The organism is Clostridium amylolyticum (genome assembly GCF_900142075.1).
GTDB classification, from domain to species: domain Bacteria; phylum Bacillota; class Clostridia; order Clostridiales; family Clostridiaceae; genus Clostridium_AA; species Clostridium_AA amylolyticum.
On record NZ_FQZO01000002.1, the window covers coordinates 505,418 to 531,019 of the forward strand.

A 25,602-nucleotide genomic window follows, 5' to 3' on the forward strand; every position below is an offset into this window, starting at 1 on the left:
TTCTTGTGTATATATCCTAATGAACTACTTGGTAAATTAGACTATAAGGAAGCATCCATAGAATTGTGAAAATCAATTCTGTGGATGCTTCCTTATAGTATCCTCATGAATTAAAATAACTTTTAAGCTTTCTTGGCCCTGCTAATATTTCTCTTCCAATATAGAGGGTTCCATCATTTTTGGTTTTTACAAACCACTTTACAAGCATTATATTTCCCCCTGCAATTTCTATGGCGGTTATGCAACGAGGATGTACGCAGCTTCCGTCATTAAAGTAAGGAGTTTCTCCTACTTCTGGAAATCTAGGCCTATGAGTATGTCCTGCAATAATGGCATGCTTCTCTTTTTTTACCCACTGAGTAAGTTTCTTTTCTACTTCCGCCTTCTTATGATAGTTTTTCGCTGTACTTGTAGGATCATTTACTCCAAAGGATTCTAAAGGCTTCCATAAATACCTAACTAAAAATCTACTTAAAGTCCACAAATGGTAATTTAGAAAGTCTACTTGATGTCCATGAACTAAAAAAATCTTGTATCCGAGATCCTGATGTTTCAAAACCAATCCTTCGTGAATTTTTATACCTTTAAATAAAGGTATATTTTTTTTCCATCGCTCATCAAAATATTCATATAAATTAGCTTTTACAAATTCTTCATTGCGTTTTACTATATCATGATTTCCAAAAATGAGATACAGACTATTTTTATTATAAAACCTAGATAAAAGCCAAAATATATCTTCGTGAGCATGGACTATGTCATAAAATTTACTGTTCTCCCAAAGTTCATCTCCATCCCCTATCTCTATATAAGTATAGTTTAACTCATAATAATAAGTTAGTGCTGCAAAATAAATATTCTGGTTTTTCATTAAATTATCCGCCCAGCTTCCATCTCCTCTGTGACAATCGCTAAACAGAACAATTTTTGAGTAATCATTAAACCTTATCTCTTCTGATGATTGAAAAATCTTAGATAACCTTTCTAATCCATTCATTTTACACATTAAAATTTAATTGATATATAATAAAATATATTAATGTAAGGCTATAAATACCCCTATAAATGTAAAAAAACTATGATAATTAACTTTTGAAACTAAATTTAAGCTAATCATCATAGCTAAAAGTAAGTCTTAATCTAACTAACTCTTAAATTTTTTGAGGAATAATTCTTTGCCCTTTCCAATATTAATAATCTTTTTATAAATTTCAGGTGAAATTTCTCGAACTGCTTTAATTTTGTCAGGTAGTTTATCATAAGGTGCAGTTATTTCTTGATACTTTTCACATAACATCTTATTCTTCTTTTGTATTATCCTATCTGTTTCAGTAATCCTTGTAGCAGGTTGAGGACTATGCGGCTCTTTAAATTCTATAGCTACAGTGTTTCCACTTACGGCTATTTTCCTATTTGAGTATCCTGCTTTGTTTAACCCCTCTATAAAAGCATCTCTCATAGTTTTATCTTTTAGAGTAATATACAAACTCATAGTTAATTCCCAAGGCTCTGAAAACTCACCCAATTTAAATCCAGTTAACCACCAATGTCTAGCCCTTCTTGCAAATAATACTTCACCATTCTTTTTTAGATAAAAAATCATAGAGAGCATATCCTCATCTTTTACAGCACTGTAAATGGTATTATCAAAAATACCTGTGATACCTAAACTGTCTTTTTCAGCTACATAGACTCCTATTTCTCCACCAGTAACTAAGTCATATTGACCTTTCCAAAACTCTATAAGCCATCTTTTACCGTCATATTCAAAATATATGGGCTCACAGTCTATTATCATGCCTAAAGGCGCTGCAGCTTCATCATATAAACGACGATAGCCATATTCTCTTTGCCAAGCATCTATAGTTGAATAAAATATATCTTGATTTTTATCATAAGCATATCCTGCCCTTTCTATTAATTCATCTAAATTATTATCTCCTGTAGACCATTTTCTTTCGCTATTATGAGATTCTTTACTTATGACTTTATTTTTTATAGCACTATATATAGTGGCAGTTATAGCTATAACGCTTAAAACAGCAGATAAAATAATCAAAATATAAGCATGGGGACCAAAATCTATATTTCTCATTAATAAAGGCTCTATATAAATACACTTCAGTATATCTAACAAAATAATCACCTCCGATTTAATTACCTTATACATAATATTCTCTTTAGGCTTACTATGTTAAAGCTATCTTGGGTGAACTGCTCTATATCCTGTACATCAAAAGCTCCTTGAGTATTCTGTACTGTTACTGCTGTAATAACATTCATGCCATGAACCTAATTGGCATTAACGGCTTTTATAAATAATATAATTTACACAAACCTGTAGACCTTCTTAGCCTATCACTAAAGTAGCTATTCAAGATTTTGTTGAATAAAATTGATTGTTATCTTAGAAATTATCATGTGCAATAACTTTTTCTTTTGTTCTTTTGATTCCTTACTATTTAACAACTTATTGAAATTATCTAGTACACTTTTAATGAACTTATAAAATATTTCCTACTAATTATAATAGGGAATTTTATTTATAAAAATAGCCTTAACCAACCGAAATCAATGCTTAAGGCTATAAACCTCATTTATTTGTGATACGGTTCTCCATAATTATTACAAGTGAGGTTTTGCCATTTTATTCTTGTGTAAACAATCTACATAATTATGGTATAATTCTAAAGTACAATTTTATAGCTAAAAGTGGGCTACTGGTATCACTTACCTCTTCTATGAAGGGAGGTGATACATAATGAGTAATGACGTTTTAATGTTACTATTTACTGGTGGATTATTTCTATTAGCACTATTAACATTTATAGTGTTACTTATAGATAAAATATCAAAAAAATAGTAGCCCCGACTCGCAATTGGAAGCTACTATTTTTATTCTATAAAAATATAGTGATACCAGTTGCCTAAGCAACTAGAATTGTATATTTAGTAGAGTGTTAGCGCACTCTACTTTTTTATTTTCTGCATTTCTTACTTATATTATATCAAATTTTTATAAAAAATAAACACAAATAATTTTTTAATATTTAACACCCTATAAATCTAGAATTTGTTTAATTCATGAAATTAGATTATAAATTGTTCTCCCCAGACTATTTTTATTTCAATAACGAATGTATCACTTTAACAATGGTCAATCCGTAATCAACAAAGAAGTTCTTTTGATCTTCCGAATAGGAATTTCTTTCTGCTATTGCTTCATCTGTAGCATGCCTAAAGCAATGCATTTTCTTTCTATAGCTTGTCACTATATCGTTAGAAATATAATCAAAACATATCTTAGAATAATCAGGTGTGATAAACTTCCCATTCTTCTTTAATAAGTTTTCTATCAAGTTTGCTATCTCAGCAAGTTTTTCATCTGTGCTCATATTATTGAAAGATGCTTGTCGATTTGATATCTCAACAAACTTTTGATTTATCAAATTATCTATATCAATATGGCTAGATTTCAACTCGAAGGTAAAACTTGCAACAAATTTTCTTCTAACTGCATATCGAACGGTCCCATTATCATCATCTCCCTGAGCAATAATTCTGTTTCTTATTTCTCCACAAGTAAAGTCACTAGGGTCTACAGGTGGTCTCGCTAACACTCTAGGAAATTCTTTTATCTCATATCCCATTTTATATAAATAATACGTTATAAGATAAAACCAACATTTATTTTCACTACTAGAAAAGTTCACCTCTGGCTGACATAATTCCCTGAATTTTGTTATCGCTTCCTCTGCATCATACACTTCAAATTCATAATCATCTACATCCTCATATCCACTAAACATATTGTATATCCTATTAACATTCTTAATTGAATCATGAAAACGATAATGATATTCTGCTTCTTGTATATTTTGAAAATAAAATTCTTTTAAATCCATCCTAACACTCCAAATCTTTTAGGTAATTCTATAATGCGTCTTCATATAATCATCACTATAAATTCCAATTTATCTTTTACTTTAAACTTATTATAACATAATTTGTAAATGAAATCTTACTTATGATACGGTATTTCCACCTATAAAAATAGCCTTAGGCAAGTCATGTCAATGCCTAAGGCTAAAAACCGCATTTATTTGTGATACGGTTCTCCATAACTATTACAAGTGAGGTTTTGCCATTTTATCCTTATGTATAAATCCTCATAATTATGGTATAATTCTAAAGTAGAAATTAAGAATTCCGTAGTTATGTATGGCTGGGGTTTTGAACATTCGTTCTAGGATATTGCCTATATTCCCCATAAAGATTGTTAATATTTTATATAGAGGTGTTATTATGCAATTTAAAATAATAGATATGGAAAAATGGAAACGCAAAGAATATTTTGAGCATTATTATAATAATGTCCCTTGTACTTACAGTTTGACAACAAATATTGATATTACTATATTATTAAATACGATAAACAATCAAAATTTTAAGTTTTATCCAGTTATGATTTACTGTATTTCCTCTATAGTTAACGCTCATGACGAGTTTAAGACTTCTATTGATGATGACGGTAACGTCGGTGTTTTTGACATCATAAACCCAAGCTATACAATATTTGATAAGGGAACACAAACATTTTCAAGTATTTGGACTGACTACAACTCTGATTTTATATCATTTTATAAAAACTATCTCAATGATATGGAACAATATGGAATTATTGATAAACCTATAGCAAAGCCTGAAATCACCCCCAATCTCTTTAACATTTCTAGTATTCCATGGACAATATTTACGAGCTTTAATTTAAATATAGATAAAGGCACTAAGTATTTATTACCAATTTTTACTATAGGTAAATTTTTTGAACAGGATGATAAAATGCTTTTGCCATTATCACTCCAAGTTCATCATGCTGTTTGTGATGGCTTCCATGCATCAAGATTCATAAATGAATTACAAGAAGCTGTAAACTCCTTTCCATTATGAACACAACCAGGTGTTGAAAGATATAGTAAAAGTTTAAGAGTTTTCTTCTCTAAAAAAGGCGGTGACACATAATCACCGCCTTTTACTTTATTTCTCTACTAGCTTTTCCTAATATTACTTCCAGTTTTGAAGTAAATACTTTTCAGCCTCAGTGCACCACAAACCCTTATTCTTCTTTACTATAGCAGCAAGCTCAGAAAAGCGAGGATCTGTCTTTCCCTTTTCTTCAAAGTCTTCAATTGCAGTAAGCTCCATATTAATATGGGTATATATGAGTTTCTTTCCTCCAGGAATCTTGGGAAGGTTTAAGGTTGCTTCTGCAACGCTGTCAAGTCCTCCAATATGTGTTAACATAACTGCTGGATTAATCAACCTTTGTTCAGTTAGCTTTAAGGACTCGATTAAATCGTCAGTATTTCCCCCTGTTGTTCCCATGATGTGAGTTGATGCATAGTGAACATTGTAATAGTTAATTTCTCCTGAGAACTTTATATCTGTAGGTCCTGCAAAGAAGTTAAGGCATCCGTCTCTTCCAAGGATTTTATCCCCTTGTTCCACAACAGATTTTACTGGCGCAAAGGCAAATACATCATCAAAGCCTGTACCTTCAGTGATCTCCATTAAATATGCAGCTGGATTCTCTAAATTTCTGGTATTCACAAATACTAACTCAACTCCGCAGCTCTTAGCCTCTTCCTTAGAAAATATCTGCTCTGCCCTTCTTAGTCTTTTCTCATCTACGTCAGTAACTACCAATAATCCCGGTCTTCTATCACAATGAAGAGCGTAGTCTATTGCTCCAAGCCCCATTGGACCGGCTCCAGCAAGAATTGCTGTCTTTCCGCCTTCCTTTATTCCCATATGGTGCACATACTTTCCCATCTCAGTATGATAGTTTGCATGGAAAGCCCCAATTATGCAGGACATAGGCTCTGCAAGGGAAGCTTCATAGTATGAGTCTCCCTCATAGTTTAATAAACAACCTAGCTCCATAACCTCTTGAGGAATTACTGCGTAGGTAGCATCCCCTCCAAAGTACATATAGGAGTAGCCTGGTGATGCCATGCTTCCTTTATAGTTTAAGGCTGGCTGCTGAGCAAATTTTGTTCCCGGCTTAAACTGATGCTGCCACTTCTTACCCACCTTAACTATATTTCCTGCAAATTCATGTCCTATAATTATAGGATTTTCATGGACATCCTTAGGTACTCTTTTATGGTTCTCTCCAAGAATTGCGCACTTGTAGCTGGACATGCAAATGCTGTCTGATATGATCTCAACTAATATTTCATCCTCCTTTATTTCAGGAAGCTCAAACTCTTCTAATCTTAAATCACTAGCACCATATAATCTAACTGCTTTAGTCTTCATAATAATAACCCCTTTTCTATAGTTTTATATATTCAAATTTCACTTTCTTTTTTAGCTCTAAAATATCCTTAAGCTCTGCTGGCTGAGTTCCCGAAGTCATAACATTAGCAGCACTTACAGCAGTAGCCAGTAAAACAGTTTCCTCCATTGAATACCCTTTTTCAGAAGCTATTGCCAAGGCTGCTACCATTGAATCACCAGCGCCAACGGTGCTTTTAACAGGAACCTTTAGTCCTTCAGAGCGAACTATCTTATCCTTATCTATAAATAAAGCTCCATCTCCGCCCAGGGATACAACAATTCTCTCTACTCCATATTCATGAAGCTTCTGAGCTGCCTTAACTACCTCCTCAAGGCTTTCAAGTTTTTTACCGCAAAGCCCTTCAAGCTCGTGGATATTAGGCTTAATCAAGTATGGACCCGCCTTTAAGCCTTCCTTTAAAAGCTCACCATCAGCATCTAAAATCACCTTTGCTCCAAGCTGCCTGGCTCTTTTTATCCATGTGCCATATATATCCTTGGGCACTCCGGCAGGGGTACTTCCTGATAAAACTAATATGGCTTCATCCTTTATTGCCCCAAAAATACTTTCTTCAACCTTAGCCAAGTCCTCAGCTGCTACAACACTTCCCGGTTCATTTATATCTGTATTGCTGTGATTTGTGTTATCTATAATTTTCAAATTTGTTCTTGTTTCTCCTTGAATAAAAACAAACTCATTTTCAATATTCAAGGAGTCCAAATACGCTTTAATAAACTCTCCATTTTTTCCTGCAAGAATTCCAAGTGCTCTGCTTTCTCCTCCAAGACTTTTAACAACCTTGGAAACATTGATCCCCTTTCCTCCGGCATCTACTCTGATTGAAGAAACTCTATTAACACTGCCTATCTTGAAATCATTAATTTCAACGGTTTTATCTATTGCAGGATTTAAGGTTATAGTAATAATTTTAGTTTGCTGTGAAGGTTTCATATATATAGTTCACATCCTTTGTTGTCTTTAGCTTATTAAGCTTTTCCTCATCTTCATCGCCAATAACTGTAGCTATGGTTGAAAGAATATCCATGTGTTCATCACCAACACCTGCTATACCTATGACAAGGTAAGCCTTTTCCTCACCAAAATCAATTCCCTCTGGAAACTGAAGCACTACTATACCGGATTTTTTAATGAAATCTTTTGCTCTGCCTACACCATGGGGAATTGCAACTCCGCAACCAATATAGGTAGTCAGATCATCTTCTCTTTTTATCATTGCCTCTATATAACTTTCATCAACACATCCGCTTTCAACTAAAAGCCTGCCTGCCATCCTTATAGCCTCATATTTATTCACTGAAGGCTGATTAAGCTTTATATTATTCTTTTTTAACACTTCATTTTCTGTGATATCCCTTGCATTTCCTACTGCAACCATATCTTGTTCTACACTTCCTCTTTTATTATTAAAAACTGAGAAAAATTTAAAGCCCATGATGATCCTCCTTTGCTTCGCTTAATTTATATTCATATTGTAAAATTCCTCTAAATAGTTGTTAAGTTTTTTATAAACCTCTTTCTCTAATCCCTCTTGCAGGCTCACTAAGAAATCTGGCTCTTCCATTAACTTGCTGCTTAACAAACTCATTATTTCTATGTGCGGCTTATGACAGTGCTCTGGAGCAATCATTATAATTGCCAATTTTATCTGCTCATAGTCATTTTCAGTATTTAAGGAATACAATTCCTCATTAATCCTCACTGCTCCAAAATGCAGCTTCTTTACTCCTGAGGTCTTGCAGTGGAGAAGTGCTGCACCAAAACCGCTCAATACAGTACTGCCTTTTTCTTCTCTTGCTATTAAATCCTTTTGTATCTGCAAAGAATTCTCTTTATCTGTAGAAAGTTTGCTGCTTATTTCTTCAATTACTTCCTCCATGGTGCTAAAGCTTAGATAATCGTACAGAAAGAAATTATTTAAAACCTGCAGTATACCTTCTGCATAAATATTTAATCTTGAAAGCTTTTCCTTTAAATCAATTGTATTGTTTTGAGCTTTAACATTTGTTTCCGGGTTATTTTTTAGCTGCTTTATTAAAGCTTGCAGCTTATCCTTGTCTTTATCAAATAATAGAGGATTTACCACAACTACCGGAAGCAGTACTGCTTCTATAGGCACTGTAGAAATAATAAAATCTACACCCTTGTCTATTAGCCTACTTTCCTTTACATGCAACGATGATATGATTTCTACTACCTGAATATTGTCATATTCCTTTTCAATTCTTGCAGCCAAAAGTGCGGAGGTTCCCATTCCAGTAGTACAGGAAACCGCAGCCTTAAATACTTTTTTTCTTCCTGAGGGTGTTCTTTCCAGTGCTGCACCTAAGTGCATTGCAATATAAGCTATCTCAGAATCCGGCAACTTCATGCCTAAATAATTTTCAATTGGTACAATGCATTTTGCTGCCAGCATAAACAGCTCTGAGTAATGCTCTTTTATTTCCTGAAGCAGCGGATTTCTTATATCCATATTCATCTTAAGCCTGTTTATTGCAGGTTCCAGATGATTTATAAGTCCTGTTAAAGACTGTACATCATACTCTAAAAAGCTGCCTGTTTCAACCTCTGCCACCTGAAGCATTTCTTTTGCCAGGGCCTCAAGTACTGTGTTTTCCCCTTTGCTTTCGAAGCCCTTTGAGCCTCTTAGATGCATGGTAATATATCCTGTCTCTTGTTCTGGAATCTCTATATTAAACACCTTTGATATTTTTTCAGCCAGATTAGCTGCTATTTCAAATTCTCCATAACCCTTCAGCTCCTTAAGATAAGTCTTGTCCATGCTTATCTTTTCATTCTTTTTTATCCTTTGAATGGCAAGAGCTAAATGCACAAGCAATCCTATATAAGCGTTATCCGTTAATCTATAATCAAGTGCTTCTTCATGTTCAAATATCAAAGTCTCTAATTTTCTAATTGTATCTTTTTCTATTAAATTAAGCAGTCGTTCCCTTGTGTTAACTTCTGTAGATAGGTTCTCTCTAATCAAATCCAAAAGCTGTGCTTCATTTATATTTTCATATATTAAATTAGCTATAGCCTTTCTTATTTCAGATTCCTGCCCCTCCATATATACACCAAGGCCAGGTTTCCTCACAAGGTTCAAGCTATAGTCCTTAAGCCACTCTTCCACCTTATCAAGGTCATGACTTACAGTTCCTTCTGTAACATTAAGCATTTTTGTAAAAACAAAAAGTTTCACCGGTTCATTATTTTGCAGTAATTCTCCAAGAATCATAATCTGTCTTTCCTTTGGAGAATAGCTTTTAACCTCTTTGCCTTTTTCAAGGTCTTTTAATATATCTTTTCTTGCCTCAACACTTCCCTTAAGCCTTATGCCTATACCAGCCTTCTTTTCCAGGCTGCAGCCATAGCTTTCAATCCACAGATCAATATCTTTTAATCCTCTAAGCACCGTTCTGCTGCTTATGCTCAGCTTCTTGGCGATGCTTGAAATGGTCACATATTTATATTCACTGCAAAGTCTTATCAGTATTTTCTTTTGCCTTGCTGTAATCTTAATCTGACCCATATCAAACCACCACCTATTTAATAATTTAACCAGTTCTTCCAGGTCAGTCTCTAATCTCGCGAGAATGTATTAAATATGCTTCGTGAGCTATTTACTGCACATTCTATACATTCTCGCTGGATTAGTTTCTAAATAGCACAAAATGTTAGTTTAAAAAAAGTATAATAATTTTTTATGATAATCTCTTAACCAAAGTGTCATATTCCGGACTGTTTATGAAGTTCTTAATTGATATGTGCTCTGCATTTGGAGCCTTGCTCCTAGCTCTATCAGTAAGGTTTTCATGAGTTACAACTATTTCTGCATCAGCAGGAACTTCATCAATAGCGCAGTGAACTACTTCAATATTAAGTCCAGCTTTTTTAAGCTTGTTTCTTAGTGTAGTAGCTCCCATAGCACTTGAACCCATTCCAGCATCGCAAGCAAATATTATTCTGCTTACAGTTTTATTTCCAGAAACTGTCTTAAGTTCCTTAACCTTTTCCTTTGCATCTGCTAATTCTGAATCATCAAGCTTGCTAGCGCTTCTCTTTACAAAGTAAGAAGCAACCAAGAAGGAAACTACTGTAGAAATGATAACTCCGGCTAATACTGCAAAATGCCCACCCTTTGGTGTCATTGTCAATAATGCAAAGATACTTCCCGGTGATGGAGCTGCAACAAGCCCTGCTCCTAAAATACCAAAGGTTAATACTCCACTTGCACCTCCAGCTATAACAGCTAGCAGCAGCATTGGATTCATAAGAACGTATGGAAAGTATATTTCATGTATTCCACCAAGGAAATGTATAATAATTGCTCCCGGTGCTGATTGCTTTATCATACCCTTTGAAAATACCCAATAAGCTAAAAGTATTCCAAGTCCTGGTCCTGGGTTTGTTTCAAGGAGGAAGAATATTGACTTTCCTAATTCCTTAGCTTCATTTATTCCTATTGGTCCAAGTACTCCGTGATTAATAGCATTGTTTAAGAAAAGAATTTTTGCTGGCTCTATAAATATGGATGAAAGAGGCAGTAAGCCTGCATTTACTATTGTGTGAACGCCATTTCCCAAGGCTTTATTTAAAGTCTCTACAACTGGTCCTATTCCAGAATAAGCAAGCAGTGACAGAATCATACCTATAATTCCTGCGGAGAAGTTATTTACAAGCATTTCAAAACCTGCTGGTATTTTTCCTTCTAATGCGCTGTCAACCTTCTTTATTACCCAGCCTGCAGCCGGTCCAGCTATCATTGCTCCTAAAAACATTGGTATGGATGATCCAACTATAACTCCCATAGTAGCTATAGCTCCAAGTACTCCACCTCTTGCTCCGCCAACCATCTTACCGCCAGTATAACCTATTAATAACGGCAGCAAATATTTAATCATAGGGTCTACCAATTTTGATAAGTATTCATTTGGTGCCCAGCCAGTACCTATAAATAATGCCGTAATAAGCCCCCAAGCGATAAATGCACCTATGTTTGGCATAACCATACCGCTTAGAAAACGTCCAAATCTTTGTACATTTTCTTGAGTCTTCCCTTTTGTTTTACTTTGTGGGATAGTTTGTAGATTTGACATTTTATTTCCCTCCCATATATTAACTTCGTAATATATAAAATAGGCTTCTGCAGAAATCCCTTTATTACGTTAATTAAATTATAGTATGCAAAACGTTTTCACTCAATGTTAAGATACCATAGTGCAGTCCTTAGTCATTAGTGACAAAATTAAATAGTGGGTAATTGTCTACCTTTAAAGTTTAATTATGCCCAATTGAGTAGGAGGTAGATAATTAATTTATCTACCGACCTCCCAAACCAACACGCATACTTATAGCCTTCATTTAACTTATGATAGTTTTTTGAACTTCCTGTGACATATTTTTTAAAATTCCTTTTTCTATTGAATATGCTATTTTCATCATGTTATTACCTCCACTAAAATATAAAATCCCCCTATTTATTGCTTTAATAGCTAGGAGGCTCATTATAATATATATTTATTATGTTACTTAATTTCTCTTGTGTTACAGATAATAACCATAAATATATTAAATTTTTTGTATATTTTTTCAACTATTTTCTTCATTGAATTACTTCATAAAATATAAAGGACGCTTACCTAATAATTAATAAGCGCCTTATTATAAATTAGCTACTTTTACTTTAAGTTCTCTACTTCATATACTGCTCATAATCTTGCATTAATTTAACACGCTAATATTTCCCTATTATACTCATATAATAGGGAAATAAATATCTATCTGAGAATCTTCATTATCTGCTCCTAAAAAACGCTCTGTATAACATTCAAAATCATCATATCCAGAAATCTCAAAATTTGATTTTGGAAACCATGTACCCCAAATATATCGATAGGTCTGTGGTAAGGTAGCCACTGTCCCCGTATGTGTAAACCTTGCATATTTGCCACTACAAAGTATTTTCCTCTGCATGCCAGAAGGATTTGCAAAACCATCTGGAACTTCAATGCCAATAAATACACTACAATAGCTTTCATCATTAAAAGCATTTAGTGAGCAACTATCTCCCACCTCAAAAATTTCATATCTGCAAGAATTTGAATAAACAGCATCTAAGTTCATAAGTTTTTTGTTAAATTGTTCCCATATTACAACACTTTTGTTGTCCATAACTGTTGTTTCAAAACGCATACCAATGACACATATCTGTGATATTGAAACAATCTCCGGCACAAGCGTAATATTACCCAAGTATCTAAAATCCTCTTCTATATATGCCTTTTTGTTACCAATCAGCACATTGACACCGTTCATCCGATACTGTTTCGGTGTCATCTTATATCTTGTCTTAAATGCTCTTGTAAAAGCTTCATGTGACTCAAAACGAAGTGAAACCGCAATATCCATAATGTTCTTATCTGTGGTAATGAGCTCCAATGCTGCTTGCGTTAGTCTTCTAGAACGAATATAGCTACCCACTGTTTCGCCCATAACAGCCTGAAAATAGCGATGAAAATGATAATAGGAATAAGAAACTGCATCGGATACCTCACTTACAACAATGGAATTATATAGATTATTTTCAATAAAAATAATAGCTTTCCCGATGATATATGATTTATCCAATATGAATATCTCCTTCCTAATAAGTTATGTTATAAAAATCTTTTTCAGCTTTCTCATAAGGTAGGTTTACAGTAATCTCTTTCTCTTCCAATTCTTTTATCTCAAATATGCGCCAGTCATTTGCACGCGGTGAACCAAATGTCATTTCTATCTTTTTATCAGTCACATCAAATAACATTGAACGTAGAGTTCCAAAAAACTCCGGATAATAATGACAACACAAACCTGCTGGATATTGAGTTGAAAGTAAACATTTAAAATCATTTACTGATAGTTTTTCCTTGGATGCCAATGTTTTTTTAATTACTTCATTACGAATTACTGAGTTTTCAATCAACATTTTTTCATATGATTTTATTTCAGGAAGAATGACGTGATTCGTTATACTAAGAGACATATTTTCACTATTTTTGTCTAAAATACGATATGCCTTATGTCCATCTATACACTGTAACATCGCAATCTTATTGCTATTGTCTGCGAGCATTAAATTGATATTATAGCCGATAGGAGCATCCATTGTCCAAGCTATAGCCTCATCAACATTTTTGCAGTTTTCTAAAATACTTCGAATAACAATCCAAAATTGAAAGCCTGCAACTCCCGCTTTCTGTCCACCCTCAAAGTTTCCAACGGGCAAACCATTACTTGCTTTGCAAGCAGCTAATCCATGCTCATTCATTCCATCACATCGACCAAACAAGTTCAGTGTAGAACCAATGTATTTATACTTACCCTCTATTGCAGTATAAGCAAAACACATTTCCTCCATCTCATCATTGAAATCATAGTTGCGAGCCATAAGCGTATGTCCATTTTCTGTTTTAGAAGGTAATGCTGCCATTAAACTGCACCCACGCTCCAAATATGTCATTGCATAAAAAATAGCCTGACCATATTCTACACCTAAAACATCTGAAAAGCCTTTTATTTCCTCATTAATGCCATTACAATACTGGTCCAACAGACTCATAATCTCATCTAATTTGTTCTGCGGATAGGCTTTGGGAGGAAGCAATACCTTTTGTAATAAATCAGGATTTGATAATATCCATCTTCCAATCTGTGTACCAACCTCATAATTACTTCCTTGAAAATTTTTTAAACTTGTTTTTACTTGTTTCATAGCATTCACCTTACCTTTCATAATAAATTATAAAGAAAAGTAAAAATAAACACTTGATATTTTCTGCGGAGTTTATAAATAATCCTTAATAAAATTATATTTCTATTTTCTAACATACATAAGCTAAATTTACTGCATTTACTTGTGGTATGGTTCATCGTAACAGTGACAAATGATAAAAATCAGTTAATGAATTTACTACAACTGATTAACACTGGGGTTGTTAAAGTTTGCCCATGCTAAATCACTGTCAATGCATCTAGCCATTCTGTAAGCTATTGGTTTAAATCCACACTTCGGCCAAAATGTTGAGGAAGTAAGGTTGGTTATTCTCCAATCTGCTATTATACTGTTATACCCTTTTTCTTTCATAATCCTATAACCTTCGTTCATCAATTTTTTACCAACCCCATTTCCCATTTGGGAATAGTAAGTGCCCGCAATACTCAACTCCACCCCATTATCAGGTAGCATTAAATTTGGGGTAATAGGCCAATATGCTTGAAATCCTAACCCCTTCAATTCTTTTTCCGCAATAAAGATCATTGCGTCATTATCCTCTACCGCACACTTATACCCGTTCTTTATGTCTTTTACCACTTCAGGTAAAGCAGGTTCAAAGGAAGGTGATGAATTTTGATACGATTGGATTATAGTGGACATATTCGCCATTGTTTCACTATCCATTTTGTTAGCAACTCTAATCTTTGCATCAGATACATTTTCAAAAGGCTTGTACTCCTCTATGTTCATTACCCCATGTACTTGCTGGATAAAAAAACTTAATTTTAAGAAGGCCTCATAGTATACCTGGGTTCCAAGAGGTATTATAGTATAGTGCATAAAGCAACCTTGTTCAAGCCATAAAATAGCAACCTTCGCATAGAGATTCCTTATAAGCTCAGAGGATTGATCTAATCTGATGGCAATTCCCTCATACGGGACCCATACATACCTTCCTCTTCTATTATCAATCTTTATCTCTCCCATTATATAGCCTACTAGTTTATCATTATCAAATGATCCTATCCCAATAACTTTACTACTAGTAAACAATTTTTCAAGTGAATCTGTGATATATTTTGTATTAATGCAACTGTTCTTCAGTAAGGGAAACACTTCACTCTCAAGGTTTTGCCTATCTATTAGCAAATCAACCATTTCAGATATATCATCAATAGTAATTAATCTAAATTCATATTCGCTCATTTCTACCTCCAAATCGAATTTATATTATATTACATATTTTAACATAACAAGTTACCATTAACTATGTAAGAAACAATTCCTTATTGTTTTTTACCACCTGGGATTGTAATGAAAACATACACCAACTTGGATATTGGTTTCTAGAGGAAAGTACATAATATATGTCCCAAAAACGCTTTCAGTTTTTCACTTTCTAATATATATTCATGTCTCTTATATTCTTCAGTAATTCTTCTTTTTATAGAAATATACGCTAATTCAAAATTAGGCAGCTTACCAGATCTTAGTGATAAATTTATTACAGGATACTGCCCCATATGAGAAGTATACTTGTCTCCACTCTTCATTATATTTAAATTATCAAAAAGGTATTAGTTATCTTCTTCTCTCTCTTCAAAGAAATACTGAAGCATACTTATATTTAAAGTTTTACCGAACCTTCTTGGTTTTGTAAATAAATTAACATCTGCTTTGTTATCTAGCAAATCTTTTATTAGTAGTGTTTTATCTATGTAATAATAATCCCTGGTTATTAATTTCTCAAATTTATCTATTTCTATATTTTATTCTCTCCCATTTGGATTGAATTTTTGGATTTTCATTATCTCTTATATCTATATTGGCTATCCATTTATAAGTTTTAGGCCACATTTTAAATATTCTAGTTGCAAAATAAATGAATCTAAGTATGATTCTCTTCTCATTTGGAATCCATCCTCTATTTGGGATTGCTATTATTCTGATAAGTTTTTCTTTACAATATAGGCTATACATACCTTCTATTATACCAACTGACTTATCTCCACTTATAATAAAACTACCTTCTATCTTTTCCCCATCTTCTATATATCTTATATCTTTAATTGAAGGTGAAAACTTTACATTAACCCCTCCTCTTTTACCATCTAATTTCATACTTTTTATATAATAATCATCTTTAACACTTTCTAATTTATACTCAACGCCATTTCTACTAATACATCTATTATTTTCAACTTTCATTCCTTCTATAAAGCTATTTGTAGCTTTATTCCATTCACAAATAACAGATTCCTTTGAATACCGTGCAAAATACATTTTAGAGCCATCCATTCTTATAAATTTATCTAAGTTATGAATTTTATCTTCAATTTGTATATTAACGTCTGTATTCTTCTGTCTTATAAAATAGAATCCATATAAAAAAAATACAGGTAATGATACAGGATTAACTGATGAAACACCAACTGGAGCTAAAAGACTAAATGGATTTATCTTCTTACTATCATGTTCCTTTATTTTTAGTACTATTCTTCTTTCTAATTTATCTATGAATATTAACTCTAAATCCACCCCATGTTCATCAATAATAAATCTATTTTTCTCCATATTTAAATATATAAAATCTCCTAACCCTTTTCCAGCAACTTCAATCTTATCTTTTTCATCTCTAGGTAACTTTTTCTCCTGATAAACATCAACATACCCATCATTTCTATAACCTAATATCCTTAATCCTAATCCAAATTCCTTATTATTTATAGATTGAGGTTCAAACCCTTTATACACTTTATCTGGATCTTTTTCAATGTTTATTAATGCAAGACTTTCCATCTCAGATATTTCTAAGTTAAATGGTGAATAAATAATATTATTGTCCATTCCCTCACCCCTATTATTTATAATTTTCTGCTTCTTTAATAAGCAATTCAATAGACTCAGCCATATTATTAAGGTGCTGTGAATCTACATTTCTAAACAATCTATCTAAAAACTCATTTCCTTGTTTTTCTGTTGTTTCTAAATACCTCATACATTTTTCAGTTATCTGAACCATAATAGCTCTACCATCATCTAAAGATTTCTTTGTTATAATAAATCCTTTTTTCTCTAAAGATGATATCATTTGCTTTACATTCTGTCTTGTACTACCAGTAAACTTCGCTATCTCTTTGATGGTTGGGTTCTTATTCTCCATATTTAGAATCATAATAATCAAAAACCATTGTTTAATAGTAAGTTCCTCTAAAGTATTATCACCTAGTGTTTGTAGCCTATTGGCCAGCAATAAAATCCCCCCAAAAATAAATTGTTCCTTTAATTTTCTCATCTCATCTATCACCTCATGCATTTAGGCAATATATTGCCTAAATAAATCATAGCAACTTTGTCACAAAATTGCAATATTCCAATTTTGTCTTTTACAATAATCCTCTGATGTTATCTCTAAAAATGCAAAGTCTTTTCGCACTAGATTATCATACTTGAAAATCACATTAACATTTATTTGAACTCTTTGAAACATAATATATTTTGTAAATATTCACTACTAAACTTATAATAGTTAATTACATATAATATGGTGTTTTATATATAAAAACAGCCTTAGACAAGTTATATCAATGCCTAAGGCTAAAAATCCCCGTTACTTATGATACGGTTCCCCTCCAATAATCCTAAATCCCCTATAAATCTGCTCCAGTAGCATGACTCTGAATAGTTGGTGGGGGAAGGTCATTTTTGAGAAGCAGAGTTTATAATTTGCTCTGTTTATTATTTCCTGGGAAAGTCCTAGGGAGCCTCCTATTACGAAGGTGAAGTTGCTTATGCCTCTGGTGTTGGAATCTTGTATGAAGGAAGCAAATTCTTCTGAGGAGAGCATCTTTCCTTTTAGGTCTAATGCTATAACAAAGGAATTATCCTTGATGGCCTTTAGTATGGCCTGGCCTTCCTTTTCTTTAATTTGCTGTTCTTCTTTTGGCGATGCATTGTCTGGTGTTTTCTCATCATTTAACTCTATGATGTCTAGCTTGCAGTACCTTTGAAGCCTTTTGCTGTATTCCTCCACTGCTTGTTTTAGGTATTTTTCTTTAAGCTTTCCTACAGATATTATTGTTATGTTCAAAATTATCTCCCCTAACTTTCTTCTATGTCTGCTTTTTCTGATTTCTTTAGACCTTTAAATACTAAGTTATAAGAATGATCTATAAGATAAATAATTTTTTCATCCTCTAGTGTCCCGTCTATTTCTATAGTATTCCAATGTTCTTTATTAAGATGATATCCAGGTTTAATACAAGTATAATCCCGTCTTAAGTCTTGAGCCATAAAAGGATCGCACTTTAAGCTCACTGATAAGGAAGGGGATTTTATATTGGTTAATGCAAACATTTTAGAACCAACCTTAAACACCAAGGTTTCCTCATCAAAAGGAAAATTCTCCGTAACCCCTTTTTTCTTTAAACAATACTTTCTTAACATCTCTAAATCCATAAAAACCCTCCTTAATTATTTTTCCACAAACACCTTTCCATATCTATACATCCATTTTCTTTAAAGATAACTCCTTCTGAAAGAAGTATATCTCTTTGAATTTCAGGAGAACCAAAGGCATAGGAAGGCGCCATTTCGCCTTGTTTATTAACTACTCTATAGCAAGGCAAATTAAGATGCCCTGGTGAAGCTTTCATAGCCCAGCCCACTATCCTTGCACTCCTTGGCTCACCCATCATACAAGCTATTTGCCCATATGTAGCAACCTTTCCCTTTGGTATCTTAGCCACTATATCATAAACTCTCTCATAAAAATCCTTCAATCCTAATACCACCTTTCTAATTGGGAATTTAGAATTTAGAATTGAAAATGAAGGAGGAAACTCACAGAGTTTCTAAAAATATATTTCTTAGAAATTCCTAAAGGAATTCCCTATATCATTCCACATTCTAAAGTTTTTCTGACTCTTTTTCAGAAAAACTATCCTCCATTCTAAATTCTAAATTCTCAATTTTAAATTATTTTCCCCATTCTAAATTCTCAATTTTAAATTACTCTTTACTCTCTTCTTAAGTTTATATATACTACTAATGATAACAATTATCAGTATATCAAGTGATTCTTGATTTTTAAATTTATTATAAATTAACCTAATTTTAAATGCAAAGAATCTTAATTGGGTATATTAAAATTAACAGCTTTAACTTAATAAAGATAGAGAAATATTTAAATAAAAAATAATGGAATAAGGATGTTAATGAATGAAACATATTGTAGTAAATCATAACGAATTTGATGATACAAAATTTAATACTCATAAGGTAAGTATAGCACCTATGGTGGATGTCACAGATAAACACTTTAGATATTTTTGCAGACTTCTCACTAAAAGAGCCCTTCTTTATACGGAGATGATCACCTGTGAAAGTATTATTCATGGTGATGAGGAAAAAATATTGGGTTTTAATGATATAGAGCATCCTGTAGCACTTCAATTGGCAGCCAGTTCTCCAGAGCAGATAAGAAAAGCTATGGAGAAATTAAAGTATTGGGATTTTGATGAGATTAATTTAAATGCTGGCTGTCCTTCTGATAGAGTGTCCGGAAACCTTATGGGTGCTTGCTTGATGGCATATCCCGAACTGGTAAGGGATATGCTCTTAACCATAAAAGAATATACAGATAAGCCTGTAACTATTAAACATAGAATTGGAATTGACGGGAAGAACATACTTCCAGATACTTTTAATAGAATTCTTTTAGATAGTTATGAGGATATGGTAAATTTTATAAATATAGTAAGGGAAGCTAAACCCTATCGTTATACTATCCATGCCAGAATAGGTATATTAGAAGGGTTAAGTCCTAAGGAAAATAGGGAAATACCTCCTTTAAGGTATGAGGAAGTGTATAGGTTAAAAAAAGAATATCCTGAACTAAACATAGAAATCAATGGAGGCATTAAAACCATAGAGGAAATTAAAGGTCACCTGGAAAAAGTTGATGCTGTTATGATTGGAAGGGTAGCCAGGGATAACCCCATGCTATTAAGAGAATTGGATAGCATCTATGACCAAGAAAATCTTCACAAAATAACTAGAAAAGAAATAATTGAAGATTACATTCCTTATACAGAGTCTTGCGAAAAAAATGGAGAAAATGCTTACTATGCTATAAGGCATATGGACGGACTTTTTTCAGGTAAAAGGGGCAGTAAGCAGTGGAAGCAGATTTTGAACACTCCTGCTTCACATAACATAAAAGCATCAGAGCTTTTACGCATTGCATTAAAAGAACTTCCACAAGATACGCTTAATGAAGAGTAATGTTTTTTCAAAACACAAAACACACTGTGAATTACAAAACAGTGTGTTTCTCACTAAATATGTAAATTATTATTCATTCTTTTCTAAAATAATTGTTGCTTCATTTCCATCTACGGATGAAAAAACCGCACCGCCGCTTCCCTTTATATTTGTTATAATATTAAATACTCTCCAGCCTTCTTTTGCATGATCATTTAATGTATCTTCTAGTTCCTCTGCGCTACTTAAATCGAATCTCCATTTAAAAACTTTATATTTATACATTTATTTCCTCCTAACTCTAATTAATAGAAAAACAGGACTTAGTTACACCAAAAAAGGTTTCCTAAGTCCATTAATTCAATTTTATGCATTCTTACCGCAACACTTTTTATATTTTTTGCCGCTGCCACATGTACAAGGGTCGTTTCTACCTATCTTGTTTTCGTTAACTACGGTTTTTGAATCTTTATATGCTCTTTGAATTTCTTTTCTTTTTTCCTTTGAGAATATACCTTCCCATTGTGGAAGATTATATAGATATTCTGCCTTGGCATCTAGCATGTTAAAATATAGCTTTTCATAGTCAAGGTCAAAGCTTATTTCTGTATCCGCTTCTACTTTTTCTAAATCCATGGGCTCTTTAAGGCTGTCATTGATGCCGTCTACAAATCCCATAACAAATTCAATTGTAGTTTTAAACTCTGCTGATAGTTCGTTAATAGTAGCCTTTCTTATCTTTCCATGTTCAGCAAGAAGACTAGAATATATCTTTTCTTCCATTTCGCTATACTCATTCCAAAAAGCATCTTCTCCCTTATGCTTAACATAATCCACTACCATTTCGGTCCATTGCTTATATAAACTCATTTTTCCTTCTCCTCTTTCAGTTAGTATATAAGTTGAATTTATATTCTACTCACCTTATTAAGGTGAAATAATAATAACTATTTTACTCTGTCTTTACAGAATTTTCAAGGCAGTAAACCGCTTTACTGCTACAATAGCTGCAAATACATGTTTCTTCTGATTTTTTAAGTTCAGGCCAAATTTCATATTCCACTAAAAAATCATCAAAAGCCATATCTAAATGTTCTTCACAACAGCAAATACATTGTTTTTCCATGAAATAACCTCGATTCTAAACTAAAATTCAATATAGCTGCTAGGCTTTTTCCTGTCTGCCAATGAAAGAACCATGTCCTTTTCTATATTGACCTTATTTTCATTAAGCACGTTTATAACTGTTTGATATGCAAGCTCAGGATAATTGTTGGTATTGCTTAAGTGGCCTAAAATTACCTTTCTTGCCTTACTTTCATCATTTATTCCCACTAATGCTTCACCACAAGCATCATTGGAAAGGTGACCTATTTCACTTAATACCCTTCTTTTTAAAGGATATGGATAAGGTCCATACTTTAACATCTGTACATCATGGTTGCTTTCTAAAAGTATTACATCAGAATCTTTTATATTATATTTTACCTCTTCTGTAAAAGTCCCCAAATCTGTAGCTACACTCACCTTTTTACCCTTAGAGTTTAAAGTATAGCCCATGGGACCCGCTGCATCATGAGGTATATTAAAACTCACCACATCTATGTCTTTAATAGTGGTTACGCTTCTCTTTTCTATAATCTTTATGTTATGATCTTTCACTTTCCCAATACAATGGGCCATAGCCTTCCAAGTAGCTTCATTGGTATAAATGGGAATATCATACTTTCTAGATAAAACTCCTACTCCTTTAATATGATCTGAATGCTCATGAGTTATAAAAATAGCATCTATCATGGTAGGATTTTCATCAATTTCCTTTAAAGCCGCCTCTATGCTCTTTCCAGGCAGCCCAGCATCAATAAGTATTCTAGTGTTTTCATTAGCCACAAAAATACTATTGCCGCTGCTTCCGCTATATAGCGAACAAAATATCATCTGTTTTTCCCCCATTTAATCATCTATTCTATGTATATCTGCGCCTAATTTTTTAAATTTGTCTTCTATATGAGGGTAACCTCTGTCTATATGTTCAATATTATATATTTCAGTTTCACCTTCAGCTATTAATCCTGCAATAACCATAGCAGCACCTGCTCTTAAGTCTGTGGCTTTTACCACTGCTCCTGTAAGTTTATCTACCCCTTCAAGAATAGCAGTTCTACCTTCTACTTTGGCAGAGGCCCCCATCTTCTTAAGCTCATCTAAATGCTTAAATCTACTTTCCCAAATGCTTTCAGTAATGATACTTCTGCCTGATGCAACGCATAGCATAGCTGACATGGGCTGCTGAACATCTGTAGGAAATCCTGGATAAGGTGTAGTTTTAATATTTACCCCTTTTAACTTTCCAGTGGACTTTATAGTGATGCTGTCATCACCTTCATCTACAGTAACTCCTGCTTCTATAAGCTTAGCTGAAATAGATTCCAAGTGTTTTGGAATAACATTTGTTAGTGTTACCTCTCCGCCACAAGCTGCTGCAGCGATCATAAAGGTACCAGCTTCAATTTGATCTGGAATAACGCTATAATTACATCCCTTTAAGGATTTAACTCCTCTTACTTTTATAACATCAGTACCTGCTCCTTTTATATCCGCTCCCATGGTGTTTAAAAAGTTTGCCACATCCACCACATGAGGTTCCTTTGCCACGTTTTCTAAGGTGGTTACTCCTTCTGCCATAGTTGCAGCCATCATAACGTTAATGGTAGCTCCTACACTCACTACATCAAAAAATATATTAGCACCTATTAAACGCTCAGCCTTTAAAATAACAGCTCCATGTTCTATATTCACCTTTGCACCTAAAGCTTCAAAGCCTTTTATATGTTGATCTATAGGCCTTACTCCTATGGGGCAGCCCCCTGGTAAGTCTACCTTTGCTTGTTTAAATCTTGCGAGTAAAGCTCCATCTAAATAATAAGACGCTCTCATCTTTCTTACATCTTCAGTACAAGCAGTAGTATTAGTTAAATTTCTACTATCTATCTCTATAGTATTCTTACCAACTTTTACCTCTGCTCCTAGTTCAGATATTATTCTTTCTAAGCAGTTTACATCTTCTATGTCAGGAATATTTTCAATTACACATTTACCTTCACTGGCCATTATAGTTGCAGGCAATATTGCCACAGCAGCATTTTTTGCTCCGTTAATATCTATATCACCATAAAGTGGTTGGCCTCCATTAATAACTAATCTCTCCATATTTTTCACCCTTGCTCAAATTTTTATTATATATTTCAAATTCTCAAATTCAAAGTAAAAATCTTCAGTCATATTCATTTAATTTCCATTTATGTTTTGTTAAAAATATTATGCCTATTTTTTAAGTTTAAATAAGGCTTAATTCAGTTAAAACATGTCCAAAATAATTAAAATTTAACAACTTATTACTTTAAAAAATATTTTTTTTGGACAATCTCATAAGTTTTATTATAACATATTAATCCTAGGTGTTTGCAATGTTTTTTTAAGTATATTATGTTAAATCTATCAAGTATATATTACGAAATCAGTATTTCCAAATGTAATAATTAACAAATCCGTAATAAATTCTAATTTATATGATTTAAAGGTTTACTTTTTTATTAAAGAAAATTAAAAAGTACAAGCTATAAATAACAAAAAATGACCACTTTAATTTAAGTGGTCATCTTTTGTAAAGTAACTTTAAAGCTCAAAACTTCCGCAATCTGTGCTTTTTACATCTTCTGCTTTGGAGGTGTGCTTAACTACTTTGATGTAATCTAATGTACAGAAGTTATCATCCTTACAATGATATTTGCACTCTGAAACGGTACATCCTATGCTTTCATTATGTTTCATAAATTACATTCCCCTTTCGTAAAATACTACAAAAATAGTATTTGTATATATCTTTTATTTATTCATAGGTTTTTCTGTAAAGGTTTATATGCTATAATCAAATATAAATACACAACATAAGTAATACGGGGGCAAAAATGAGATATTATTTAGTAGCTTTATTTGATGACGAATCATATAAATCCATTGAACCAATTCAAAGGTCTCTGTCTAAAAAATATAAGCTTTATAAAAATCTTCCAACCCTTCATATAACTCTGGAGGTAATTGAGGACCCTGATTTAAATAAGTTAGATGAGGTATTATTTAAAATTTTTAAGCCTTATAAAAGATTCAAAGTAGAGCTTAATGAGGTTATATGCTTTGATGAACCTTATAAATCGGTAAACCTAAAGGTAGAAAGTAAAGGTTATATAAAGAGATTAGCAAGATCAGTTAATGATACATTAAAGCTTCATGGATTTAACGTAAGACAAAATATAGAAAATTGGGATCTGCACGTTTCATTAGCTAATACAAATTTTGCTTCTAGAGAATGGAGCAGAAATGAATTTGCCAAAGCCTGTACAGTTATTAAAAAAGAAGGTTATTATAATATGGCAAAGATTGATAGAATAGAATTGTGGAAACCTATAAACAATAAAAAGGATATGCTAGTTAAAAGCTATCCATTAAAAACTTATTAAGAAAATCACTAAAAAACATCATAAATATCTATGGTGTTTTTTATTATTCACAAATTTATCAAATTTGCAAGAATTTATGCATAAATAAATAGTCAAATAATTGTAAATTTATTAAAAATAAAATTATTTTTCTTGTATTCGTTTACTGAACTTTTCATTTTCATGAATCTTTTGTAGAATGTAATAAGACGACTACCCGAGTTGAGGAACAGGGGGATAAATAGGATGAATTTACAAAAGTTTTTTGAAACACAGGCAGAAAGGAACAAAACTCTCAATATACTTTCTAATCTTGACGAATATAAGTTAAATGCCAGAAAATTTTTAGCACTTAACGTAAGAGTGGGGGCTCTTGCTAATGCTTCTAAATGTTTTAAATATTGGCAAGACGATGAAGTTATAGATAGAGAGAATATATTGAAAAGGTATATAAGTACCTTAGGCTGCATCCTAACTGTGGGCATAGATAAAAGATACACAGATATTGAAAAGGTGCAGATGCGACCTAACGACTACTGTTTAAGTGATCAGTTCTTAAATCTTTATGTAGACATTAATGACTTACTTATCTCATCTTCAAAAGATCACTACATAACACTTATTGAAGACTTCCTTAGTATAGGTCTTACCATAGGCTTTAGTGAACAAGAAATTATTAATTCTTTTAATTCACTACATTAAAAACTCCTACTCTTGGGAGT

28 protein-coding genes and 1 pseudogene are annotated in these 25,602 nt (G+C 32.8%); 5 read left to right on the forward strand and 24 right to left on the reverse strand.

From position 1 onward, the window contains the following. Positions 1-103 precede the first annotated feature (103 nt). The 3 genes from BUA82_RS06910 to BUA82_RS21175 all read right to left on the reverse strand — a co-directional run bounded on the left by BUA82_RS06910 (position 104) and on the right by BUA82_RS21175 (position 2,283). On the reverse strand, positions 104-997 hold the full coding sequence (locus tag BUA82_RS06910) for a metallophosphoesterase (RefSeq protein ID WP_073005980.1): 894 nt from the start codon (positions 995-997) through the stop codon (positions 104-106). 147 nt (positions 998-1,144) lie between these two features. Then, complete coding sequence (locus BUA82_RS06915; protein ID WP_242948934.1) at positions 1,145-2,137, reverse strand: DUF4474 domain-containing protein; 993 nt, start codon at positions 2,135-2,137, stop codon at positions 1,145-1,147. Positions 2,138-2,157: 20 nt separating this feature from the next. Continuing rightward, complete coding sequence (locus tag BUA82_RS21175; RefSeq protein ID WP_341430183.1) at positions 2,158-2,283, reverse strand: hypothetical protein; 126 nt, start codon at positions 2,281-2,283, stop codon at positions 2,158-2,160. A 478-nt stretch (positions 2,284-2,761) separates the two neighbouring features. On the opposite strand from BUA82_RS21175, the gene BUA82_RS06920 reads away from it, so the two are divergent. Then, positions 2,762-2,863 (forward strand): putative holin-like toxin, encoded by a 102-nt coding sequence (locus BUA82_RS06920; RefSeq protein WP_017353723.1) that lies wholly within the window; start codon positions 2,762-2,764, stop codon positions 2,861-2,863. 259 nt (positions 2,864-3,122) lie between these two features. On the opposite strand, the gene BUA82_RS06925 is transcribed toward BUA82_RS06920, so the two are convergent. After that, complete coding sequence (locus tag BUA82_RS06925; RefSeq protein ID WP_073005985.1) at positions 3,123-3,905, reverse strand: hypothetical protein; 783 nt, start codon at positions 3,903-3,905, stop codon at positions 3,123-3,125. Between the two features lie 400 nt (positions 3,906-4,305). Here BUA82_RS06925 and catA point away from each other — a divergent pair, with 400 nt between their 5' ends. After that, the gene (catA, locus tag BUA82_RS06930; protein WP_073005987.1) at positions 4,306-4,950 is read left to right on the forward strand and encodes a type A chloramphenicol O-acetyltransferase; all 645 of its coding nucleotides are present in this window, start codon (positions 4,306-4,308) and stop codon (positions 4,948-4,950) included. A gap of 114 nt (positions 4,951-5,064) precedes the next feature. Here the strand turns inward: catA and BUA82_RS06935 are convergent, their stop codons facing one another. The 14 genes and pseudogenes from BUA82_RS06935 to BUA82_RS07000 all read right to left on the reverse strand — a co-directional run bounded on the left by BUA82_RS06935 (position 5,065) and on the right by BUA82_RS07000 (position 18,901). Further along, a complete protein-coding gene (locus BUA82_RS06935) occupies positions 5,065-6,321 on the reverse strand; it encodes a zinc-binding dehydrogenase (protein WP_073005989.1) in 1,257 nt (418 codons plus the stop codon). Positions 6,322-6,337: 16 nt separating this feature from the next. Continuing rightward, positions 6,338-7,294, reverse strand: coding sequence for a 1-phosphofructokinase (gene pfkB, locus BUA82_RS06940; RefSeq protein WP_073005991.1), 957 nt, complete (start codon positions 7,292-7,294; stop codon positions 6,338-6,340). Then, positions 7,272-7,796, reverse strand: coding sequence for a PTS mannitol transporter subunit IIA (locus BUA82_RS06945; protein ID WP_073005994.1), 525 nt, complete (start codon positions 7,794-7,796; stop codon positions 7,272-7,274). The genes pfkB and BUA82_RS06945 overlap by 23 nt, the downstream gene beginning before the upstream one ends. A 21-nt stretch (positions 7,797-7,817) precedes the next feature. Next, a complete protein-coding gene (locus BUA82_RS06950) occupies positions 7,818-9,893 on the reverse strand; it encodes a BglG family transcription antiterminator (RefSeq protein WP_083599818.1) in 2,076 nt (691 codons plus the stop codon). A 172-nt stretch (positions 9,894-10,065) separates the two neighbouring features. Continuing rightward, entirely contained in the window at positions 10,066-11,460 is a 1,395-nt protein-coding gene (locus BUA82_RS06955) for a PTS mannitol transporter subunit IIBC (RefSeq protein ID WP_073005996.1), read from the reverse strand. A 658-nt stretch (positions 11,461-12,118) separates the two neighbouring features. Further along, entirely contained in the window at positions 12,119-12,991 is an 873-nt protein-coding gene (locus BUA82_RS06960; RefSeq protein WP_073005998.1) for an AraC family transcriptional regulator, read from the reverse strand. Between the two features lie 16 nt (positions 12,992-13,007). Further along, positions 13,008-14,117: a C45 family autoproteolytic acyltransferase/hydrolase gene (locus BUA82_RS06965; protein WP_073006000.1), complete on the reverse strand. Its 1,110-nt coding sequence runs from the start codon at positions 14,115-14,117 to the stop codon at positions 13,008-13,010. A gap of 198 nt (positions 14,118-14,315) precedes the next feature. After that, a complete protein-coding gene (locus BUA82_RS06970; RefSeq protein ID WP_073006002.1) occupies positions 14,316-15,326 on the reverse strand; it encodes a GNAT family N-acetyltransferase in 1,011 nt (336 codons plus the stop codon). A 176-nt stretch (positions 15,327-15,502) separates the two neighbouring features. Further along, positions 15,503-15,886: pseudogene (locus BUA82_RS06975) on the reverse strand (AAA family ATPase); the annotation flags it as partial. Continuing rightward, positions 15,873-16,967: a hypothetical protein gene (locus tag BUA82_RS06980; protein ID WP_143148590.1), complete on the reverse strand. Its 1,095-nt coding sequence runs from the start codon at positions 16,965-16,967 to the stop codon at positions 15,873-15,875. The pseudogene BUA82_RS06975 and the gene BUA82_RS06980, both read right to left, overlap by 14 nt. A 13-nt stretch (positions 16,968-16,980) precedes the next feature. Further along, a complete protein-coding gene (locus tag BUA82_RS06985; RefSeq protein ID WP_073006007.1) occupies positions 16,981-17,415 on the reverse strand; it encodes a MarR family winged helix-turn-helix transcriptional regulator in 435 nt (144 codons plus the stop codon). Positions 17,416-17,730: 315 nt separating this feature from the next. Next, positions 17,731-18,210: a 23S rRNA (pseudouridine(1915)-N(3))-methyltransferase RlmH gene (rlmH, locus tag BUA82_RS06990; RefSeq protein WP_073006009.1), complete on the reverse strand. Its 480-nt coding sequence runs from the start codon at positions 18,208-18,210 to the stop codon at positions 17,731-17,733. 11 nt (positions 18,211-18,221) lie between these two features. Then, a complete protein-coding gene (locus tag BUA82_RS06995) occupies positions 18,222-18,578 on the reverse strand; it encodes an MmcQ/YjbR family DNA-binding protein (protein WP_073006012.1) in 357 nt (118 codons plus the stop codon). 11 nt (positions 18,579-18,589) lie between these two features. Then, a complete protein-coding gene (locus tag BUA82_RS07000) occupies positions 18,590-18,901 on the reverse strand; it encodes an MGMT family protein (protein ID WP_073006014.1) in 312 nt (103 codons plus the stop codon). Positions 18,902-19,340: 439 nt separating this feature from the next. On the opposite strand from BUA82_RS07000, the gene dusA reads away from it, so the two are divergent. After that, entirely contained in the window at positions 19,341-20,405 is a 1,065-nt protein-coding gene (gene dusA, locus BUA82_RS07005; protein WP_073006016.1) for a tRNA dihydrouridine(20/20a) synthase DusA, read from the forward strand. A 69-nt stretch (positions 20,406-20,474) separates the two neighbouring features. Here the strand turns inward: dusA and BUA82_RS07010 are convergent, their stop codons facing one another. From BUA82_RS07010 to BUA82_RS07035, 6 genes are all read right to left on the reverse strand, one after another. Beyond that, positions 20,475-20,669 carry a DUF4177 domain-containing protein gene (locus tag BUA82_RS07010; RefSeq protein WP_073006018.1) on the reverse strand — a complete coding sequence of 65 codons (195 nt, stop codon included), beginning with the start codon at positions 20,667-20,669 and terminating at the stop codon, positions 20,475-20,477. Between the two features lie 81 nt (positions 20,670-20,750). After that, a complete protein-coding gene (locus BUA82_RS07015; RefSeq protein WP_073006020.1) occupies positions 20,751-21,254 on the reverse strand; it encodes an SEC-C metal-binding domain-containing protein in 504 nt (167 codons plus the stop codon). Positions 21,255-21,336: 82 nt separating this feature from the next. Then, positions 21,337-21,510, reverse strand: a complete 174-nt coding sequence (locus tag BUA82_RS07020) for a CxxH/CxxC protein (RefSeq protein WP_073006022.1) — start codon at positions 21,508-21,510, stop codon at positions 21,337-21,339. Positions 21,511-21,530: 20 nt separating this feature from the next. Then, positions 21,531-22,322 carry an MBL fold metallo-hydrolase gene (locus BUA82_RS07025; protein ID WP_073006025.1) on the reverse strand — a complete coding sequence of 264 codons (792 nt, stop codon included), beginning with the start codon at positions 22,320-22,322 and terminating at the stop codon, positions 21,531-21,533. A 15-nt stretch (positions 22,323-22,337) separates the two neighbouring features. After that, positions 22,338-23,594, reverse strand: a complete 1,257-nt coding sequence (locus BUA82_RS07030) for a UDP-N-acetylglucosamine 1-carboxyvinyltransferase (RefSeq protein ID WP_073006027.1) — start codon at positions 23,592-23,594, stop codon at positions 22,338-22,340. Between the two features lie 465 nt (positions 23,595-24,059). Beyond that, positions 24,060-24,215, reverse strand: coding sequence for a DUF1540 domain-containing protein (locus tag BUA82_RS07035; RefSeq protein ID WP_073006030.1), 156 nt, complete (start codon positions 24,213-24,215; stop codon positions 24,060-24,062). Between the two features lie 137 nt (positions 24,216-24,352). On the opposite strand from BUA82_RS07035, the gene BUA82_RS07040 reads away from it, so the two are divergent. Both BUA82_RS07040 and BUA82_RS07045 read left to right on the forward strand, forming a co-directional pair. Next, positions 24,353-24,901 (forward strand): 2'-5' RNA ligase family protein, encoded by a 549-nt coding sequence (locus BUA82_RS07040; RefSeq protein ID WP_073006032.1) that lies wholly within the window; start codon positions 24,353-24,355, stop codon positions 24,899-24,901. Between the two features lie 225 nt (positions 24,902-25,126). Continuing rightward, on the forward strand, positions 25,127-25,582 hold the full coding sequence (locus BUA82_RS07045; RefSeq protein ID WP_073006034.1) for a dUTP diphosphatase: 456 nt from the start codon (positions 25,127-25,129) through the stop codon (positions 25,580-25,582). The last annotated feature ends 20 nt before the right edge of the window (positions 25,583-25,602 follow it).

What these genes read in the sequence shown, in the direction of transcription:
- dusA (WP_073006016.1), top strand. Translation starts at nt 19,341, where the DNA reads ATGAAACATATTGTAGTAAATCATAACGAATTTGATGATACAAAATTT.
- BUA82_RS06970 (WP_073006002.1), bottom strand. Translation starts at nt 15,326, where the DNA reads ATGAGCGAATATGAATTTAGATTAATTACTATTGATGATATATCTGAA.
- BUA82_RS06955 (WP_073005996.1), bottom strand. Translation starts at nt 11,460, where the DNA reads ATGTCAAATCTACAAACTATCCCACAAAGTAAAACAAAAGGGAAGACT.
- BUA82_RS06935 (WP_073005989.1), bottom strand. Translation starts at nt 6,321, where the DNA reads ATGAAGACTAAAGCAGTTAGATTATATGGTGCTAGTGATTTAAGATTA.
- BUA82_RS06920 (WP_017353723.1), top strand. Translation starts at nt 2,762, where the DNA reads ATGAGTAATGACGTTTTAATGTTACTATTTACTGGTGGATTATTTCTA.
- BUA82_RS07030 (WP_073006027.1), bottom strand. Translation starts at nt 23,594, where the DNA reads ATGGAGAGATTAGTTATTAATGGAGGCCAACCACTTTATGGTGATATA.
- BUA82_RS07035 (WP_073006030.1), bottom strand. Translation starts at nt 24,215, where the DNA reads ATGAAACATAATGAAAGCATAGGATGTACCGTTTCAGAGTGCAAATAT.
- BUA82_RS06985 (WP_073006007.1), bottom strand. Translation starts at nt 17,415, where the DNA reads ATGAGAAAATTAAAGGAACAATTTATTTTTGGGGGGATTTTATTGCTG.
- BUA82_RS07020 (WP_073006022.1), bottom strand. Translation starts at nt 21,510, where the DNA reads ATGGAAAAACAATGTATTTGCTGTTGTGAAGAACATTTAGATATGGCT.
- BUA82_RS06995 (WP_073006012.1), bottom strand. Translation starts at nt 18,578, where the DNA reads ATGGATTTAGAGATGTTAAGAAAGTATTGTTTAAAGAAAAAAGGGGTT.
- BUA82_RS06910 (WP_073005980.1), bottom strand. Translation starts at nt 997, where the DNA reads ATGAATGGATTAGAAAGGTTATCTAAGATTTTTCAATCATCAGAAGAG.
- BUA82_RS07025 (WP_073006025.1), bottom strand. Translation starts at nt 22,322, where the DNA reads ATGATATTTTGTTCGCTATATAGCGGAAGCAGCGGCAATAGTATTTTT.
- BUA82_RS07045 (WP_073006034.1), top strand. Translation starts at nt 25,127, where the DNA reads ATGAATTTACAAAAGTTTTTTGAAACACAGGCAGAAAGGAACAAAACT.
- BUA82_RS21175 (WP_341430183.1), bottom strand. Translation starts at nt 2,283, where the DNA reads ATGAATGTTATTACAGCAGTAACAGTACAGAATACTCAAGGAGCTTTT.
- BUA82_RS06945 (WP_073005994.1), bottom strand. Translation starts at nt 7,796, where the DNA reads ATGGGCTTTAAATTTTTCTCAGTTTTTAATAATAAAAGAGGAAGTGTA.
- BUA82_RS07015 (WP_073006020.1), bottom strand. Translation starts at nt 21,254, where the DNA reads ATGAGTTTATATAAGCAATGGACCGAAATGGTAGTGGATTATGTTAAG.
- BUA82_RS07010 (WP_073006018.1), bottom strand. Translation starts at nt 20,669, where the DNA reads ATGTATAAATATAAAGTTTTTAAATGGAGATTCGATTTAAGTAGCGCA.
- BUA82_RS06950 (WP_083599818.1), bottom strand. Translation starts at nt 9,893, where the DNA reads ATGGGTCAGATTAAGATTACAGCAAGGCAAAAGAAAATACTGATAAGA.
- catA (WP_073005987.1), top strand. Translation starts at nt 4,306, where the DNA reads ATGCAATTTAAAATAATAGATATGGAAAAATGGAAACGCAAAGAATAT.
- pfkB (WP_073005991.1), bottom strand. Translation starts at nt 7,294, where the DNA reads ATGAAACCTTCACAGCAAACTAAAATTATTACTATAACCTTAAATCCT.
- BUA82_RS06925 (WP_073005985.1), bottom strand. Translation starts at nt 3,905, where the DNA reads ATGGATTTAAAAGAATTTTATTTTCAAAATATACAAGAAGCAGAATAT.
- BUA82_RS06965 (WP_073006000.1), bottom strand. Translation starts at nt 14,117, where the DNA reads ATGAAACAAGTAAAAACAAGTTTAAAAAATTTTCAAGGAAGTAATTAT.
- BUA82_RS07040 (WP_073006032.1), top strand. Translation starts at nt 24,353, where the DNA reads ATGAGATATTATTTAGTAGCTTTATTTGATGACGAATCATATAAATCC.
- BUA82_RS06980 (WP_143148590.1), bottom strand. Translation starts at nt 16,967, where the DNA reads ATGGACAATAATATTATTTATTCACCATTTAACTTAGAAATATCTGAG.